Annotated in this window: 11 protein-coding genes; 9 read left to right on the top strand and 2 right to left on the bottom strand. The window is 64.4% G+C overall.

Annotated elements, in window-relative coordinates; all coding sequences use genetic code 11:
- Nucleotides 1-288: 288 nt before the first annotated feature.
- From H7687_RS15050 to H7687_RS15030, 5 genes are all read left to right on the top strand, one after another.
- Complete coding sequence (locus tag H7687_RS15050) at nucleotides 289-1,653, top strand: sigma-54 interaction domain-containing protein (protein WP_183348827.1); 1,365 nt, start codon at nucleotides 289-291, stop codon at nucleotides 1,651-1,653.
- Between the two features lie 151 nt (nucleotides 1,654-1,804).
- The gene (locus H7687_RS15045) at nucleotides 1,805-3,256 is read left to right on the top strand and encodes an ammonia-forming cytochrome c nitrite reductase subunit c552 (protein ID WP_183348825.1); all 1,452 of its coding nucleotides are present in this window, start codon (nucleotides 1,805-1,807) and stop codon (nucleotides 3,254-3,256) included.
- A gap of 355 nt (nucleotides 3,257-3,611) precedes the next feature.
- The gene (locus tag H7687_RS15040; RefSeq protein ID WP_183348823.1) at nucleotides 3,612-4,178 is read left to right on the top strand and encodes an HPP family protein; all 567 of its coding nucleotides are present in this window, start codon (nucleotides 3,612-3,614) and stop codon (nucleotides 4,176-4,178) included.
- A 103-nt stretch (nucleotides 4,179-4,281) separates the two neighbouring features.
- A complete protein-coding gene (locus tag H7687_RS15035; protein ID WP_183348821.1) occupies nucleotides 4,282-4,668 on the top strand; it encodes a DUF6982 domain-containing protein in 387 nt (128 codons plus the stop codon).
- 8 nt (nucleotides 4,669-4,676) lie between these two features.
- A complete protein-coding gene (locus tag H7687_RS15030) occupies nucleotides 4,677-5,072 on the top strand; it encodes an HIT family protein (RefSeq protein ID WP_183348819.1) in 396 nt (131 codons plus the stop codon).
- On the opposite strand, the gene H7687_RS15025 is transcribed toward H7687_RS15030, so the two are convergent.
- The gene (locus H7687_RS15025; RefSeq protein ID WP_183348817.1) at nucleotides 5,069-7,294 is read right to left on the bottom strand and encodes a thioredoxin domain-containing protein; all 2,226 of its coding nucleotides are present in this window, start codon (nucleotides 7,292-7,294) and stop codon (nucleotides 5,069-5,071) included. The genes H7687_RS15030 and H7687_RS15025 overlap by 4 nt on opposite strands.
- 420 nt (nucleotides 7,295-7,714) lie before the next feature.
- On the bottom strand, nucleotides 7,715-8,269 hold the full coding sequence (locus H7687_RS15020) for a ferritin (RefSeq protein ID WP_183348815.1): 555 nt from the start codon (nucleotides 8,267-8,269) through the stop codon (nucleotides 7,715-7,717).
- A 244-nt stretch (nucleotides 8,270-8,513) separates the two neighbouring features.
- Between H7687_RS15020 and ylqF the strand changes: the two genes are divergently transcribed.
- From ylqF to H7687_RS15000, 4 genes are all read left to right on the top strand, one after another.
- Nucleotides 8,514-9,428 carry a ribosome biogenesis GTPase YlqF gene (ylqF, locus tag H7687_RS15015; protein ID WP_183348813.1) on the top strand — a complete coding sequence of 305 codons (915 nt, stop codon included), beginning with the start codon at nucleotides 8,514-8,516 and terminating at the stop codon, nucleotides 9,426-9,428.
- Nucleotides 9,429-9,432: 4 nt separating this feature from the next.
- Nucleotides 9,433-11,244, top strand: coding sequence for a transporter substrate-binding domain-containing protein (locus tag H7687_RS15010; protein ID WP_246404918.1), 1,812 nt, complete (start codon nucleotides 9,433-9,435; stop codon nucleotides 11,242-11,244).
- Nucleotides 11,241-12,656 (top strand): sigma-54-dependent transcriptional regulator, encoded by a 1,416-nt coding sequence (locus tag H7687_RS15005; RefSeq protein ID WP_183348811.1) that lies wholly within the window; start codon nucleotides 11,241-11,243, stop codon nucleotides 12,654-12,656. The genes H7687_RS15010 and H7687_RS15005 overlap by 4 nt, the downstream gene beginning before the upstream one ends.
- A gap of 339 nt (nucleotides 12,657-12,995) precedes the next feature.
- Nucleotides 12,996-14,327: an anaerobic C4-dicarboxylate transporter gene (locus H7687_RS15000; RefSeq protein ID WP_183348809.1), complete on the top strand. Its 1,332-nt coding sequence runs from the start codon at nucleotides 12,996-12,998 to the stop codon at nucleotides 14,325-14,327.
- Nucleotides 14,328-14,421: the final 94 nt, after the last annotated feature.

The raw sequence follows: 14,421 nt of genomic DNA, 5'->3' as shown, positions 1-14,421 counted from the left end.
CTATTACCATCATTCCACCGTCCCTCCCTCTCCCCCCGGGAGAGGGCCGGGGTGAGGGCGCTACAATTGGCGATCCCCTTGCTCCATGGCAACGCCCTCACCCCTTCCCCTCTCCCGGTGGGCGAGGGGATGTGACAACTTCCCTACCCGCTGAGCCCCTCCCGCAAGGAGAGGGGGGACACCCCACCATTCCCTCATCTGCTTTCAAATTTTTTGATCTCAGTCAATGCGCTTCTCAGGTCTACGCCTAATATCACGTTACCAATGGGTAACGGGGGCGTGACGACAATGACAGAGAGTGAACCCGGCAATGCGGTCTACCGCGCCATATTGACCAGCATGGGCGAGGGGATCATCTTCGCCGACCACACCAACAGGATCGTCTGCGTCAACGCGGCGGCCGAGCAGATCCGCGGCATCGACGCCGCCAACTACCTGGGGCGCGACCTCTTGGCCATCCACTCGCCACCGGCCCGCTCACGCATCGCCGACATCCTGGCCAGCCTCAGAAGCGGGACGCTCGCCTTTCATACCCGGCCTCTCGAGGTCAAGGGACGCATCTTCGAAAACAGCTACTATCCCATCAAGGACGGGGACGACCGCTTCGTCGGCACCCTCATGGTGAGCCGCGACATCACCGAGCGGGAACATCTCAAGGAAGAGAACTCCGTGCTGCGCGACCAGCTCCTGAGTGAATACTCCTGCGGCGGCATGATCGGCCGCAGTCCCGCGATGCAGCCCGTCTTCCAGATGATCCGCTCCACCGCTCCCCTCGACTCCACCATCCTGATCACCGGTGAAAGCGGCACCGGCAAGGAACTGGTGGCGCGCGAACTGCACGGCAAGAGCCGGCGCAGCGGCTCCCCCCTCATCAAGATCAACTGCGCCGCCCTCCCGGAAAACCTGCTGGAATCGGAACTGTTCGGCTTCGAGAAGGGGGCCTTTACCGGCGCCCTCAAGGAGCGTAAAGGGAAGTTCGAGCAGGCCCACCGCGGCACCCTGTTCCTGGACGAGATCGGCGAGCTGCCGCTGTCGGCCCAGGCGAAGCTGCTGCGCGTGTTGCAGGAAAAGACCGTGGAGCGGATCGGCGGCAGCCGCGAGATCCAGGTCGACGTGCGCATCGTCGCCGCCACCAACCGCGACCTGCGCCAGGACGTCGCCGCGGGACAGTTCCGGGAGGACCTCTTTTACCGGCTGAACGTGATCCCGATCGAGCTTCCTCCTCTGCGGGAGCGTCTGGAGGACATCCTGCCCCTGGCCACCGTCTTCCTGTCCCGGTTCGCCGCCGAAATGGGGCGCACGGAGCTCAAGCCCTCCCGGGAGGCGAAGGAGGCCCTGTTGAACCACCGCTATCCCGGCAACGTCAGGGAGCTCAAGAACGCCATGGAACGCGCCACGGCGCTGTGCACCGGCAACATCCTCATGCTCGACGACCTTCCACCCGAATTCCGTTGCGGCGCCTTTGCCGCGCCGGAAGCGGAGGCGCTGCGCGACCCCGTCCAGGGCTCGGTCCTTGCCAGCAAGCTCGACGACCGGGAGGCGGAGCTGATCGAGCAGGCACTGGCGGTAACCGGCCATCGCCGCGCCGAGGCCGCCCGCCTGCTGGGCATCTCGCGCAAGACCCTCTGGAAGAAGATGAAACGTTACCGGTAGGTAACGCCGCGTTACCCACCGGCCACACACTTCTCACTGCCTGTATCCTGGAAACGACGCAATTCTCACGCTTTGTGGCTGCCGCCGGCGTGGCACGCTCCCTGCTCAAGGTAATGTCACATCGTTACCAACCAGAACAGAGGAGAATGTGATGAAGATGCTGCGAGGATGTGTCGCCATGGCGGTGGCGGGAGTGGCGCTGGCGGGAGCCGGTTGCTCCCCGAAGAAGATCGAACTGTCCGAGGTGCGCCCGGCCATTGCCGACGGGACCGTGGACCCGGCCGAGTGGGGCAAGCTCTACCCCAAGCAGTACCAGCTCTGGAAGCAAACCTCCGAGCCGACGCCGGCCGGGAAGAGCAGGTACAAGAAAGGGTGGGACGTCGGTGAGGAAAACCCCGACAAGATCGACGAGTACCCCTTCCTCGCGCTCCTTTACAACGGCTGGGCCTTCGGGACCGAGTACAAGGAGCCGCGCGGGCACTTCTACATGGTGCAGGACCAGCTCGAGGTCGATCCCGGCCGCTACAAGGCCGGCGGTTCCTGTCTGACCTGCAAGACCCCCTACGCCCCCACGCTGCAGAAACAGCTGGGCAGGGACTATTTCGCCCAGCCCTACCAGGAAATCCGCGGCAAGATCCCCAAGGCCGACCAGACCCTCGGCGTCGCCTGCATCGACTGTCATGACAACCGCGACATGTCTCTCAAGATCTCGCGCGGCTTCACCCTGGGCAAAGGGCTGGAGAAGCTGGGCGTCGACCAGTCCAAGCTGACCCGCCAGGATCTGAGGACTCTCGCCTGCGCCCAGTGTCACGTCACCTACAGTATCCCCAAGGATGCCGACATGAAATCCACCGACGTCTTCTTCCCCTGGGACGGGAGCAAGTGGGGCGGCATCACCATCGAGAACATCATCAAGAAACTCAGGAGCAACAAGCCGAGCGGCGAGTGGACCCAGAGCGTCACCGGCTTCAAGCTCGCCTTCATCCGTCACCCCGAGTTCGAGCTCTTCTCCAACAACAGCGTGCACTGGCAGGCCGGCGTCACCTGTGCCGATTGCCACATGCCGGCTAGCGACGTCGCCGGTCAGAAGGTGTCGGACCACCGCATCATGAGCCCGCTCAAGAACGACCTGAAGGCGTGCAAGCAGTGCCATGACGACTCCCCCGAGCAGATGAGGGAGAAGATCTTCGCCATCCAGGACCGGGTCATGTCGCAGTTCATCCGCTCCGGCTACGCCACCGCCACCGACGCCAAGCTGTTCGAGATGGCGCACAAGGCGCGCGCCTTCGGCAAAAAGCTCGATGAAACGCTCTACGCCCAGGCCAAGGACCACTACGAGGAGGCCTTCTACCGCGTGGTCTTCATCGGGGCCGAGAACTCGGTCGGCTTCCACAACCCCGACGAGGCGCAGCGCGTGTTGGGCGACGCCTTGTCCCACGCGGCGGCGGCCGAGCGGCAGTTGCGTGAGCTGTTGGCCAGGGCCGGGGTGGACGTGCCCGCCAAGGTGGACCTGGAGCTGGCGAAGTACCTGAACAACCGCGGCGTGAAGAAGCTGATGTTCAAGGCCGAGCACGAGATCAAGGACCCACTCGCGGGTAAATAGCTTGCCATCGAGGGGCGGCGCCTGGGTGTGCCGCCCCTTTTTTTCTAACCGTGGCCCGGCTCCCCTCTCCCTCTGGGAGAGGGTGGCCGAAGGCCGGGTGAGGGCGCCGGACTAGGGGACTGGCTCCGCCAGGTGCCTGTCCCCTTAGGGCTTGGGTAAGGCGGGGCTAAGCGGAATGGAGCGTTCCGCCCGGCAACACCGGGACTGGGTCCCCCCTCCCCTTGCGGGAGGGGGCTAGGGGGTGGGGGATGGTGCCACCATCGCCGTGCTCCTGCGGCTTCACCCACCCCCCGTCCCCCTCCCGTCAAGGGAGGGGGAGACAAGCTTTTAATTGTTATCAGGAGGTGACTTGTTTATGAAACGACGCCTTTCCGTGGTGATGCGGAGGCAGGTCGCCATCGGCAAGAGGCTGGCGCGGGTGCCGCGCCGCTGCCGGGCCCCTTTGCGCGGCACGCGCGGTCCCATGACGCTTCGCTATGCCGCCTGGAGCTTTGTCAGCGCCATGGCCGGCCTCCTCGCCATCAGCGAACTGACCATCCTGCTCGGGCATCCGCTGCTGATCGGTTCCCTGGGCGCTTCGGCGGTGCTCCTGTTTGGGGCGACCGAGTCGCCGCTGGCGCAGCCGCGCAACCTGGTGGGCGGGCACGTGGTCTCCGCCGTGGTGGCGGTGGTCGTAGTCGCCTTATTGGGATCGACGCCGCTTTCCATGGCCCTTGCCGTCTGCACTTCCATCTTCCTCATGAATCTGACCCACACCACCCATCCCCCCGGCGGCGCGACCGCCCTGATCGGTGTGCAGGGGGCGGTGGGGCCTTCCTTCGTGCTGCTCCCGGTACTGACCGGCGCGCTGATCCTGCTCGTGGTGGCCTGCTTCACCAACAACGTCGTCTATCACCGCTCCTACCCGCGCCACTGGCTGTGACCGGCCCAAAAGTGCTTCAAATAATCCGTACTTTATGATAGTAGGTGAATGCCTTTGGATTTAAACGCGCAACCGCATTGATGTACTAAGGGAGAGGTTACCGGTGATAGCAAAGATCGTGGTTCGTTATGCCGACGGCAGGGTTGTCAAGGGTACCACCGAGGACCTCGCCGCCAACAAGATGCTCTTTCACCTGGCTGAAGCTGAAACGGGAAAGCGCTACGAAGTGAATGTCGCCGACTTGAAGGCCATCTTCTTCGTCAAGAACTTCCAGGGGAACTCTGAATACCAGGAGCAGCTGGACGTGGAAAGGGTGGGGCTGGGCAAGAAGATCAGGATCTGCTTCAAAGACGGCGAAACCCTGGTGGGCTACACCCAGGGTTTCTCACCGGCACGCGCCACCTTCATCGTTTTTCCCTGCGACCCGGACAGCAACAACGAGAAGGTTTTCGTCGTGACCGCCGCGGCCGACAAGGTGGAATTCGTATAGAGACGATGATGACCGAAGCCACCTGTCCCTTCTGCCGGATGGATCCTGCGCAGGTCCTTTTGGAAAACGAACTGGCGTTCGCCTTCCACGACGGCTTTCCGGTCACCCTGGGGCACACCCTCGTGGTCCCGAAGCGGCACGTCGCCTCCTTCTTCGAGACCACCACCGAGGAGCAGGCCGCCCTGTTTGACCTGGTGGCCAGGATGCGAGAGCTGCTCCTGCAGCAACACGCGCCGGATGCGTTCAATATCGGGGTCAACGATGGCGCGGCGGCCGGGCAGACCGTGCCGCACCTGCACATTCACCTGATCCCGCGCTATGCCGGCGACACCGAGGACCCCCGCGGCGGTGTGCGCTGGATCATGCCGGTCAAGGCCCCCTACTGGAAAAGGGATGAGCGCTAGCCCTCCTTGAGCTGCCGGTAGAACTCTTCCCGATCGCCGGTCGGGCGTTGGCAGCTCCTGTTCCTGCACAGGTACGCGACCGCACGGTCAGCTTCCGATACCTTCCCCTCCACCAGCGGGATCAGCCTCGCCGCCTGCCGCAACTCCTCTCCCTCACATACCACCACCAGCACCCGGTTCGGGAGGAAGACCCGCCTGAACGCAGCCAGGAAGGGCTCCGCCAGTTCCGGCTTCCCTTCCGGCGCCACGATAACCACCTCCTTCGGCGTCTGCTGCTCATAATCGACGGCCAGGAGCATGTCGGAGAGGGCGGCGGGGGATTTTACCAGCTGCGTCGCGAAGGCGGACAGGGCACGATCGGCCTGCTCCAGCAGCCGGGCATCGCCGGTCAGGGTGTTCAGGCGCAGCAGGTTCATCACCATGACGGAATTGCCCGACGGTATCACGCCGTCATAGGCCGGCTTTTCCCGGGAGATGAGCCGCTCGTGGTGCGGCCCGGTCATGAAGAATCCCCCCAGTTCCCGATCCTCGAACTGCTCCACTGCTGCCGCACACAACTCGAGCGACCGCTCCAGCCAGCGCAGTTCATGGCTCGCCTCGAAGAGGTCGATCAGCCCGGCGATGACGAAGGCGTAATCGTCCAGGAACCCTTCGCCCCGAGCGCTCCCCTCCTGGTAGCTGTGGCGCAGCCTCCCCTCCTGCATCATGTGCTGCAGCACGAATCCCGCCGCCTTTGCCGCCACCTGGACCAGTTCCGGGTTGTCCAGCACCAGTCCGGCACGGGCGAAAGCGGAGATGGCGAGGCCGTTCCACGATGCCAGGATCTTCTCGTCCCTCAAGGGAAGGGGCCTCTTGGCGCGGGCCCGGTACAGGAGCTCGCGGCAGTCCGCCAGCATGAGCTCGAGTTCCTGTTCCGGGAGTTTCAACTCTACCGCCAGCTCGGCGAGGCTTCGGTCGCGGTGCAGGATGCTGCGCCCCTCGAAGTTCCCTCCTTGCGTGACGCCGTAGCAAAGGGCTACCAGGTTGCCCCGGTCCTCGCCCAGTGCATCGATCAACTCCTCCGGGGTCCAGGTGAAAAACACCCCTTCCTCCCGGTGTCCCTCCGGGGTCAGGCTGTCTGCGTCGGTCGCGCTGAAGAATCCTCCTTCCGGGGGCTCCATGTCGCGCTGCAGGTAGCGCAGGATCTCGCGCGCCACCCTGGCGAACTCGGTGCGCCCGGTGGCCTGGAAGCCCTCCAGGTAGGTCACCGCGAGCAGGGCGTTGTCGTAGAGCATCTTCTCGAAGTGCGGGATCTGCCACGCCGTGTCGGTGGCGTAACGGTGGAAGCCGCCCCCGGCCTGGTCGTAGATGCCGCCGGCGGCCATCTGCTGCAGGGTCAGTTCGGCCATGGCGAGCAGTTGCCGGTCGCCGCTCATCTGGTAGCGGCGCAGCAACAGCGGGAGCGGCAGGGAACTGGGGAATTTCGGTGCGCCCACGAGGCCTCCGTTCCTGTCGTCGAAGCGGTCGCGGTACAGCCTTACCGCCTGCTCCAGGGAGACCTCGCGCCAGGACTCCTCGCCCTCGGTCGGCGCCAGCATGGTGCGGATCGCCTCGGTCAGTTGTACCCCGGCGCGGCTGATCCGGTCCGGTGCGGCGACGTAGCTTTCCCTGATGCGCATGAGCAGCGACAGAAAGCCGAGCCCGCCTGGATGGTCGTTGGGGGGGAAGTAGGTGCCGCCGTAGAAGGGTTTCCGGTCCGGCGCGACGAAGACGTTGAGGGGCCAGCCCCCCTGGAGCCCCATGGCGTGCAGCGCGGTCATGTAGACAGAGTCCACGTCCGGACGCTCCTCGCGGTCCACCTTGATGGCGATGTAGTGCCGGTTCATGAACTCCGCGATGGCCTCGTCCTCGAAGGACTGCTCCTCCATCACGTGGCACCAGTGGCAGGTCGCATAACCTATGCTGATCAGCACCGGCCGGTCCAGCTGTCGTGCCAGCTCGAAGGCCTCCTCGCCCCAGGGGAACCAGTTCACCGGGTTGTGGGCGTGCTGCAGCAGGTACGGGCTGGTCTCCAGGAACAGGCGGTTGGTGTACCTGGCCCATCCCTCCGGGAGCAGGTGCCGCGTGCGCGGCCGGTACGCGTAGCCGCGGCGCTGGCGGAGCTGTTCGTACTGTTCGATGGGAGGCGCAGGCATCCCTTCGGTGCCCGGGAGCGGCTGGTAGTGATCGGCGAGAGTGGACATGGTGTCATCTCCGTCTTATGGTGGTGGCCACGAGCTGCGGCTGGCTGGTAAAGCCCGGGCCGCGGCGCGGGTTGCCGGCGCGAAAGGTTTTACTTTACCATGTTTGCTCATCGGCGGCGATGCCTGTCCTGGCAGGAAATCGAAGAAACGGTTGAGGGCTTGGTTACCGCCGCGTCACGCCGGTTAAAGGCGCCGCAACCGGAGGCGCTGCCTGGGCAGACGCAGCAGCAGAGATGTTCAGAGGTCCCGATTGGGGAGGGGAAGCAGATGGCAGCAACGAGACAGGCTGCCCGAGCTTGCGCCCGAGGCAGCCTGAGAGGGGACTGTCAGGGGACTGTCAGGGGACTGTCAGGGGACTGTCAGGGGACTGGCTCCGCAGGTGCCTGTCCCCCTTTGCCGGCTGAGAGGCAGCCTCGGCAATCAGCCGATGCGGGACTGCCTGCCGCAATCCTGCATGGCGAAGAAGAGCTGGGAATGGGGGTTGGGGATGCGGTGGGGGAGTTCGCCCCGCACGTGGCTGCGCCGCGGAGGGGAATAGGCGGGAACGTCGCTTCGGCCCCCCTTGAGGTATTCCGCGGTGATCAGCTTGAACTCCCTGCGGGCGGCTGCCAGTGTGGCATCGAAGAACCGGCACAGGGCGGGCTCCTTGAAGCACCGGCAAAAGGTGGCGTAAAGGTCGATGCTGAAACGCTTGTCGAGCAGCGCCTGGTGCAGGTGGTTGACTGGAGGCGTTGCCGGTTCCACCGCCGCAGGGATCCGCGCCGGCATCGCCGCGATCTCCGTTTCCGCCGTCTCGTGCTGGGACAGCTGCTGCAGCAGGGCTTCGATGTGCCGCGACTCTTCCTGGGCCAGCCGCTCAAAGAAGCTCCTTTGCACCAGTTCGGTCGCAGCCATAGCGCCCCTGCGGTACAGCCGCTCGCTGTTTCTCTCCATGTTCACCGCCAGCCTGATCGCTTCTGCCAGTAGCTCTCTCATCGCTCGTTCTCCTGCCGCGGCCCTTCCCGCCGCCGGTAAACCTGCTCCTTTCCAAAGGTGTGTAATTTTTAACATTTGCAATGCTAGCCTCGCTGGCAACCTGAGTCAATCGGGTTAATATTAATGCTTGAGGCCTGCGCTACACATGAGAGGGGGCGGCAGCCGAACCGGTGTGGCATTTTGAGCGGCACCTGTGCTATGGTGTCCCCTTGTGTCTGATTTTGGCAGTATCAAGGAAGAGTAGATGACGATTAGATGGTATCCCGGCCACATGAGCAAGGCGCTCGAACAGATCTCGGAACTGGTCCGCAAGATCGACCTGATCATCGAGGTGCTCGATGCACGCCTCCCGTACTCCAGCTCCAATCACCTGCTGGAGCAGGTACGCCGGAACAAGCCCTGCATCAAGGTGCTGAACAAAAACGATATAGCCGACCCGGCCGCGACCAGGGCCTGGGTGCAGCACTTCCAGAAGAACTCGGGCGTGCGCGCGCTGCCGCTGGTGGCGAAGAACATCCCAGAGGTGAAGAGCCTGGTGAAGCTGTGCAAGCAGCTGGTGCCGCAGCGCGGCAACCCCGGCTACCCGATCCGAACCATGGTGGTGGGCATCCCCAACGTGGGCAAGTCGACGCTGATCAACACGCTGGCGGGGAGAAGCATCGCCAAGGTGGGGGACCGCCCGGCGGTGACCATGCGCCCGCAGCAGATCCCGCTCAACAACGGCATCCTCATCTTCGACACCCCCGGTCTCCTGTGGCCCGCCATGGACGACCAGGGGGGCGCCTACCGCTTGGCCGCCAGCGGCGCCATCGGCGCCAACGCGCTCGACTACACCAACGTCGGGGTCTTCGCCGCCGCCTACATGATGCGTCGCTACCCGGACCTCCTGAAGGAGCGCTACAAGCTGGCCGAGCTTCCGGAGACCCCGTACGAGGTGGTCGAGGCGGTGGGACGCTGCCTCGGCTGCATCATGAGCGGCGGCGTGGTCGACGTGCACCGCGCGGCCGAAACCTTCCTGCGCGAGCTGCGCGCGGGCAAGGCGGGGCGCATCAGCTTCGAGGAGCCCGGGACCCCGGAGGATGTCGAGGCGGAACTGCTCCGTTTCGCGGGCATCGAGGTAGGCGAGCAGCACCAACAGGCACCGATAATGCCGGATTAAGACCATGGAACGCCGTCCGCTTCGGACCAGCCGCATGCACACCGGACCAGCGCAGCTCCTCCCCTGGCAGGGGAGGGGGCGCCTCCTCCTCGCCTTTTTCACCCTGTTCGCCCTCTGTCTTCTTGCCGCTCCCTCTGCACCACTGGCAGCCGGTGCGGCCGGTGCCGTCCAGCCCCGCACCGTCGTGGTCGGCGGCGACCGTGACTATCCCCCCTACGAGTTCATCGATCGCTCCGGCCAGCCCGCCGGCTACAACGTCGACCTGACCCGCGCCATCGCCGAGGTCATGGGGATGAAGGTGGAGTTCCGCCTGGGGAACTGGTCGCAGATGCGCGACGCGCTCCAGTCGGGGCGGGTGGACGTGCTGCAGGGGATGTCCTACTCCACCGAGCGCGCCGGCGAGGTCGACTTCTCCGTGCCTCATGCCGTGGTTAACCACGCCATCTTCGGCCGCAAGGACAACCCCTCGGTCAACTCCCTGGAAGAGCTCAAGGGGAAGACGGTCGCGGTGCATCGCGGCGGCATCATGCACGACTACCTGATCAAGCAGGGGCTGGGGGGGAGACTCACCCTGACCGACACCCCTGCCGATGCCCTGCGGCTGGTCGCCTCGGGCAAGGTCGAATACGCCGTGGTGGCCATCGTCCCCGGCATGTACATGATCCGGGAGCTGAAGCTCAGCAACCTGGTGCCGGTGGTGCGCAACGTCGCCACCCAGCGCTACTGCTACGCGGTAGACAAGGGGAACGTCGAGCTCCTGTCGCGCTTCAACGAAGGGCTCGCCATCCTCAAGAAGACCGGGCAGTACGACGCCATTCACAACAAGTGGCTCGGGGTGGTGGACACCACGCCCATCGACTGGTGGACCATCGTCAAGTACGCCGCGGTGGTGGTGGTGCCGCTCTTCCTCCTATTGAGTATCTTCGCCCTCTGGTCGCGTACCCTGCACCGGCAGGTGGCCCTGAGAACCGCGGACCTGACCCGGGAGATCGCGGAACGGCGCCAGGTCGAGGAGGAACTGCGGCTGAACCAGCAGCAACTGGTGCAGGCGGACAAGATGGCGGCGCTGGGCGTGCTGGTCTCCGGCGTGGCGCACGAGATCAACAACCCGACCGGAATCATCCTGCTGGAGGCGCCCATCCTGAAGCGCTTCCACACCGACGCCACCAAGATCCTGGAGCGCTACTACGAGGAAAACGGCGACTTCACCTGCGGCGGGCTGCCGTATTCCAGGATGCGCCAGGAGGTGCCCAAGTCGCTGGCGAAGATCCAGGACGCCGGCAAGCGCATCAAGAGGATCGTGGACGACCTGAAGGATTTCGCCCGCCAGGACACCACCAGCGGCAATGACGTCATCGACCTGAACACCGCGGCCCAGGCGGCGGTGCGGCTGGTGGAGCCGACCATCCGCAAGGCGACCCGCAACTTCAGCGTCGGCTACCGCAAGGGGCTGCCCCGGGTGCGCGGCAGCCGGCAGCGCATCGAACAGGTACTGGTCAACCTGATCCTGAACGCCTGCCAGGCGCTCCCCGACCCGGAACGGGGCATCGAGCTGGTTACCTGGCACGACGTCTTTCGGGATTCGGTGGTGCTCAGGCTGCGCGACGAGGGGACCGGCATCGCCCCCGAGCATCTCTCCCGCCTGACCGACCCCTTTTTCACCACCAAGCAGGACCAGGGCGGCACCGGCCTCGGGCTTTCCGTCTCCGCCGGCATCGTCAAGGAGCATGGGGGCACCCTGGAGTTTCAATCCGACGGCAGCGGCACCACGGTTACCCTGACCCTGCCCGCCCATCACAAGGAGGTTGACGCGTGACCGAGACCCTCTACCCCGATTTCGGCGTCCTATTGGTCGATGACGAACCCGATTGGCTCGGTTCCCTGACCCTCACCCTGGAGACCGCCGGGGGGATCAACAATATCACCACCTGCAGCGACAGCCGCCAGGTGCTCTCGATACTGGAAGAGAAGCGCATCGGACTGGTCATGCTCGACCTCACCATGCCGCACCTTTCCGGCGAGGAGGTGCTGGCCCAGATCGCGGAACGCTACCCCGACACGGCGGTGATCATCCTGAGCGGGCTGAACCAGCTGGAGACCGCGGTGCGCTGCATGCGCCTGGGCGCCTTCGACTACTGCGTCAAGACCGACGAGGAGGAGCGCATCGTCGGCAGCGTGCTGCGGGCGATCCGCATGGTGGAGATGAGAAGCGAGTTCCAGGAGGTGTCCAGCCGCCTGATCTCGCGCGAGCTGTCGCACCCGGAGGCGTTCTCCGCCATCGTCACCGGCGACCGCAGCATGCTGGACGTCTTCGCGTATATCGAGGCGGTGGCCAAGAGTCCGCAGCCGCTCTTGATCACCGGGGAGAGCGGGGTAGGGAAGGAGCTGATCGCCCAAGCCGTGCACCGGCTGAGCGGCTGCCGCGGCAAGCTGGTCACGGTGAACGTGGCGGGTTTGGACGATACCGTCTTCGCCGACACCCTGTTCGGGCACGTGCGCGGCGCCTATACCGGCGCGGACCAGGCGCGCCGCGGCATGGTGGAGGAGGCAAGCGACGGGACGCTCTTCCTGGACGAGATCGGCGACCTGAGCATCCCGTCACAGGTGAAGCTGTTGCGGCTTCTGCAGGAGCGCGAGTACTATCCGCTGGGGTGCGACCTCCCCAAGCGTCTCAAGGCGCGCATCATCGTGGCGACGCACCAGAACCTTTCCGCCAAGGAAGGGGAGGGGAAGTTCCGCCGCGACCTGTACTACCGCCTGCGTACGCACCGGGTGCAGATTCCCGCTCTCAGGGAGCGGCGCGGCGACATCCCGCTGCTCCTGGATCACTTCCTGGCCGAGGCGGCCGAGGCGCTCGGCAAGAAGAAGCCGACGCCCCCCAAGGGGCTGGCGCAGTTCCTCTCCACCTACAGCTTCCCCGGCAACGTCAGGGAACTGAAAGCGATGGTCTTCGACGCGGTCAGCGTGCACCGCGACCGGATGCTCTCCATGGACAGCTTCGTCAAGACGGTCGAGTCGGCCCAGGCCGAGGCGGGTCCCACCACCGCGGCCCCCCCGAGACAGAACCCGTTCAGCGGCTTCGACGAGCTTCCCACCTTCAGCGACGCAGCCGCATTCCTGGTCCAGGAGGCGCTGGCGCGCGCCAACGGCAACCAGACCCTGGCGGCGCGGCTGCTGGGCATTTCCCAGCCCGCGCTTAGCAAGCGGCTCAAGATGATGCACTCCTGAAGGCTTACCCCCTCCCTGCCTCCCCCCTCCTCCTGGGGAGGTGGTTTTTCCGTCTCATGAAGAGGCATAACCTTCGGTTATAATGATAACCTCGCGTTATATCCGCCACTAACTCGCTGATTTCATGGGTGTTTGCTGCTGTAGAGATTCGATGCCATAGCCAAAGGTTATGGCATTTTTTATTTGCGGTTGCGGCTTTGGTGACGTTCTCTGATGTAATTCCAACGTCTTATGCGAAATTGCGGATCCTGGCATCAAGCCTGCTCTAGCAAGGTTAGATAACGACGCGAGGCGGCCTGTCCTCGCCAAAGCTAACCAAGAGCAACATAGGAGGTTGTCATGGCAGCGATGTTCTGGATCCAATTCATACTGGTACTCGGCGCGGTCCTCATAGGTATCCGCAAAGGCGGCGTGGCGCTCGGCCTCATCGGCGGCCTCGGCGTTTCGGTGCTGGTGCTCGGTTTCCGCAGTGCCCCCTCCGAGCCCCCCATTGCCGTAATGCTGATCATCCTGGCGGTGGTCACGGCGTCGGCAACCCTGCAGGTGGCGGGCGGCCTCGATTACCTGGTGCAGCTGACCGAGAAGCTTTTGCGCGCCCACCCCAAGTACGTCACCATCCTGGCGCCGCTCTGTACCTTCTTCCTGACCGTCTGCTGCGGCACCGGCCACGCCGTGTACGCGCTGCTGCCGGTCATCTCGGACGTGGCCATCAAGACCAAGATCCGTCCTGAGCGCCCCATGGCGATTTCGAGCGTCGCCTCGCAGATGGGGATTACGGCGAGCCCGGTGGCCGCCGCGGTCACCTTCTTCCTGGGCTTCGCCGCCAAGGCCGGTCACCCGGTGACCCTGATCGACATCATCTCCGTCACCATGCCTGCCGGCGTCATCGGCGTGCTCGCCGCCGCAGCCTGGAGCTTCAACCGCGGTCTCGATCTCGAAAAGGACCCCGAATTCCAGGGGCGCCTGCAGGATCCCGAATTCCGCAAAGGGCTCGATGCCGACGTCACCACCTTGGACAAGAAGATCTCCACCGTAGCCAAGCTTTCCGTAGCGCTCTTCTTCGCCGGCGTCGGCACCATCATCCTGATGGCAAGCTGCCCGTGGCTGCTCCCGCTGGCAGCCGACAAGAAGCCGGTCCCGATGACCACCGTGGTGCAGTTCATCATGCTCGCCTACGGCGCCTTCATCCTCTTCGCCGCCAAGGTCAAGGCCAAGGACATCGCCAACTCGAGCGTCTTCATTGCCGGCATGATCGCAGTCGTATCCATCTTCGGCATCGCCTGGATGAGCGATACCTTCATCAGCGCCAACAAGAAGTACCTGGTGGACAACATCGGCATCATGGTCAAGATGGCTCCCTGGACCTTCGCTATCGCCACCTTCTGCATCTCAGCCTTCGTGAAAAGCCAGGCCGCGACCCTCGCCATCACGCTGCCGCTGGGCTTGGCGCTGGGTCTTCCCATCCCGCTGCTGCTCGGGCTCATGCCGGCAAGCTACGCCTACTTCTTCTTCGCCTTCTACCCGAGCGACCTGGCCGCCATCAACATGGACCGTACCGGCACCACCCGCATCGGCAAGTATCTTCTGAACCACAGCTTCATGATCCCCGGCCTGATCGGCGTCGGCGTCTCCACCGTGGTCGCCTACACCATCTCGCAGTTCATTCTCTAAGGCGGATTAACAGGGATGAAGGGGATAAAAGGGATAACGGCAGGATAAAAAACAGAAGGCTTAGTGTTGTTACAACAAAAAGGGTCCTGGCGGA

It is taken from the genome of Geomonas paludis, assembly GCF_014193585.1.
In the GTDB taxonomy this organism is placed as follows: domain Bacteria; phylum Desulfobacterota; class Desulfuromonadia; order Geobacterales; family Geobacteraceae; genus Geomonas; species Geomonas paludis.
The sequence above is the reverse complement of the archived record's forward strand: the minus strand, read 5'-3'. Positions and strand labels throughout refer to the sequence as shown.

What these genes read in the sequence shown, in the direction of transcription:
- H7687_RS15045 (WP_183348825.1), top strand. Translation starts at nt 1,805, where the DNA reads ATGAAGATGCTGCGAGGATGTGTCGCCATGGCGGTGGCGGGAGTGGCG.
- H7687_RS15010 (WP_246404918.1), top strand. Translation starts at nt 9,433, where the DNA reads ATGGAACGCCGTCCGCTTCGGACCAGCCGCATGCACACCGGACCAGCG.
- H7687_RS15050 (WP_183348827.1), top strand. Translation starts at nt 289, where the DNA reads ATGACAGAGAGTGAACCCGGCAATGCGGTCTACCGCGCCATATTGACC.
- ylqF (WP_183348813.1), top strand. Translation starts at nt 8,514, where the DNA reads ATGACGATTAGATGGTATCCCGGCCACATGAGCAAGGCGCTCGAACAG.
- H7687_RS15020 (WP_183348815.1), bottom strand. Translation starts at nt 8,269, where the DNA reads ATGAGAGAGCTACTGGCAGAAGCGATCAGGCTGGCGGTGAACATGGAG.
- H7687_RS15000 (WP_183348809.1), top strand. Translation starts at nt 12,996, where the DNA reads ATGGCAGCGATGTTCTGGATCCAATTCATACTGGTACTCGGCGCGGTC.
- H7687_RS15040 (WP_183348823.1), top strand. Translation starts at nt 3,612, where the DNA reads ATGAAACGACGCCTTTCCGTGGTGATGCGGAGGCAGGTCGCCATCGGC.
- H7687_RS15025 (WP_183348817.1), bottom strand. Translation starts at nt 7,294, where the DNA reads ATGTCCACTCTCGCCGATCACTACCAGCCGCTCCCGGGCACCGAAGGG.
- H7687_RS15030 (WP_183348819.1), top strand. Translation starts at nt 4,677, where the DNA reads ATGACCGAAGCCACCTGTCCCTTCTGCCGGATGGATCCTGCGCAGGTC.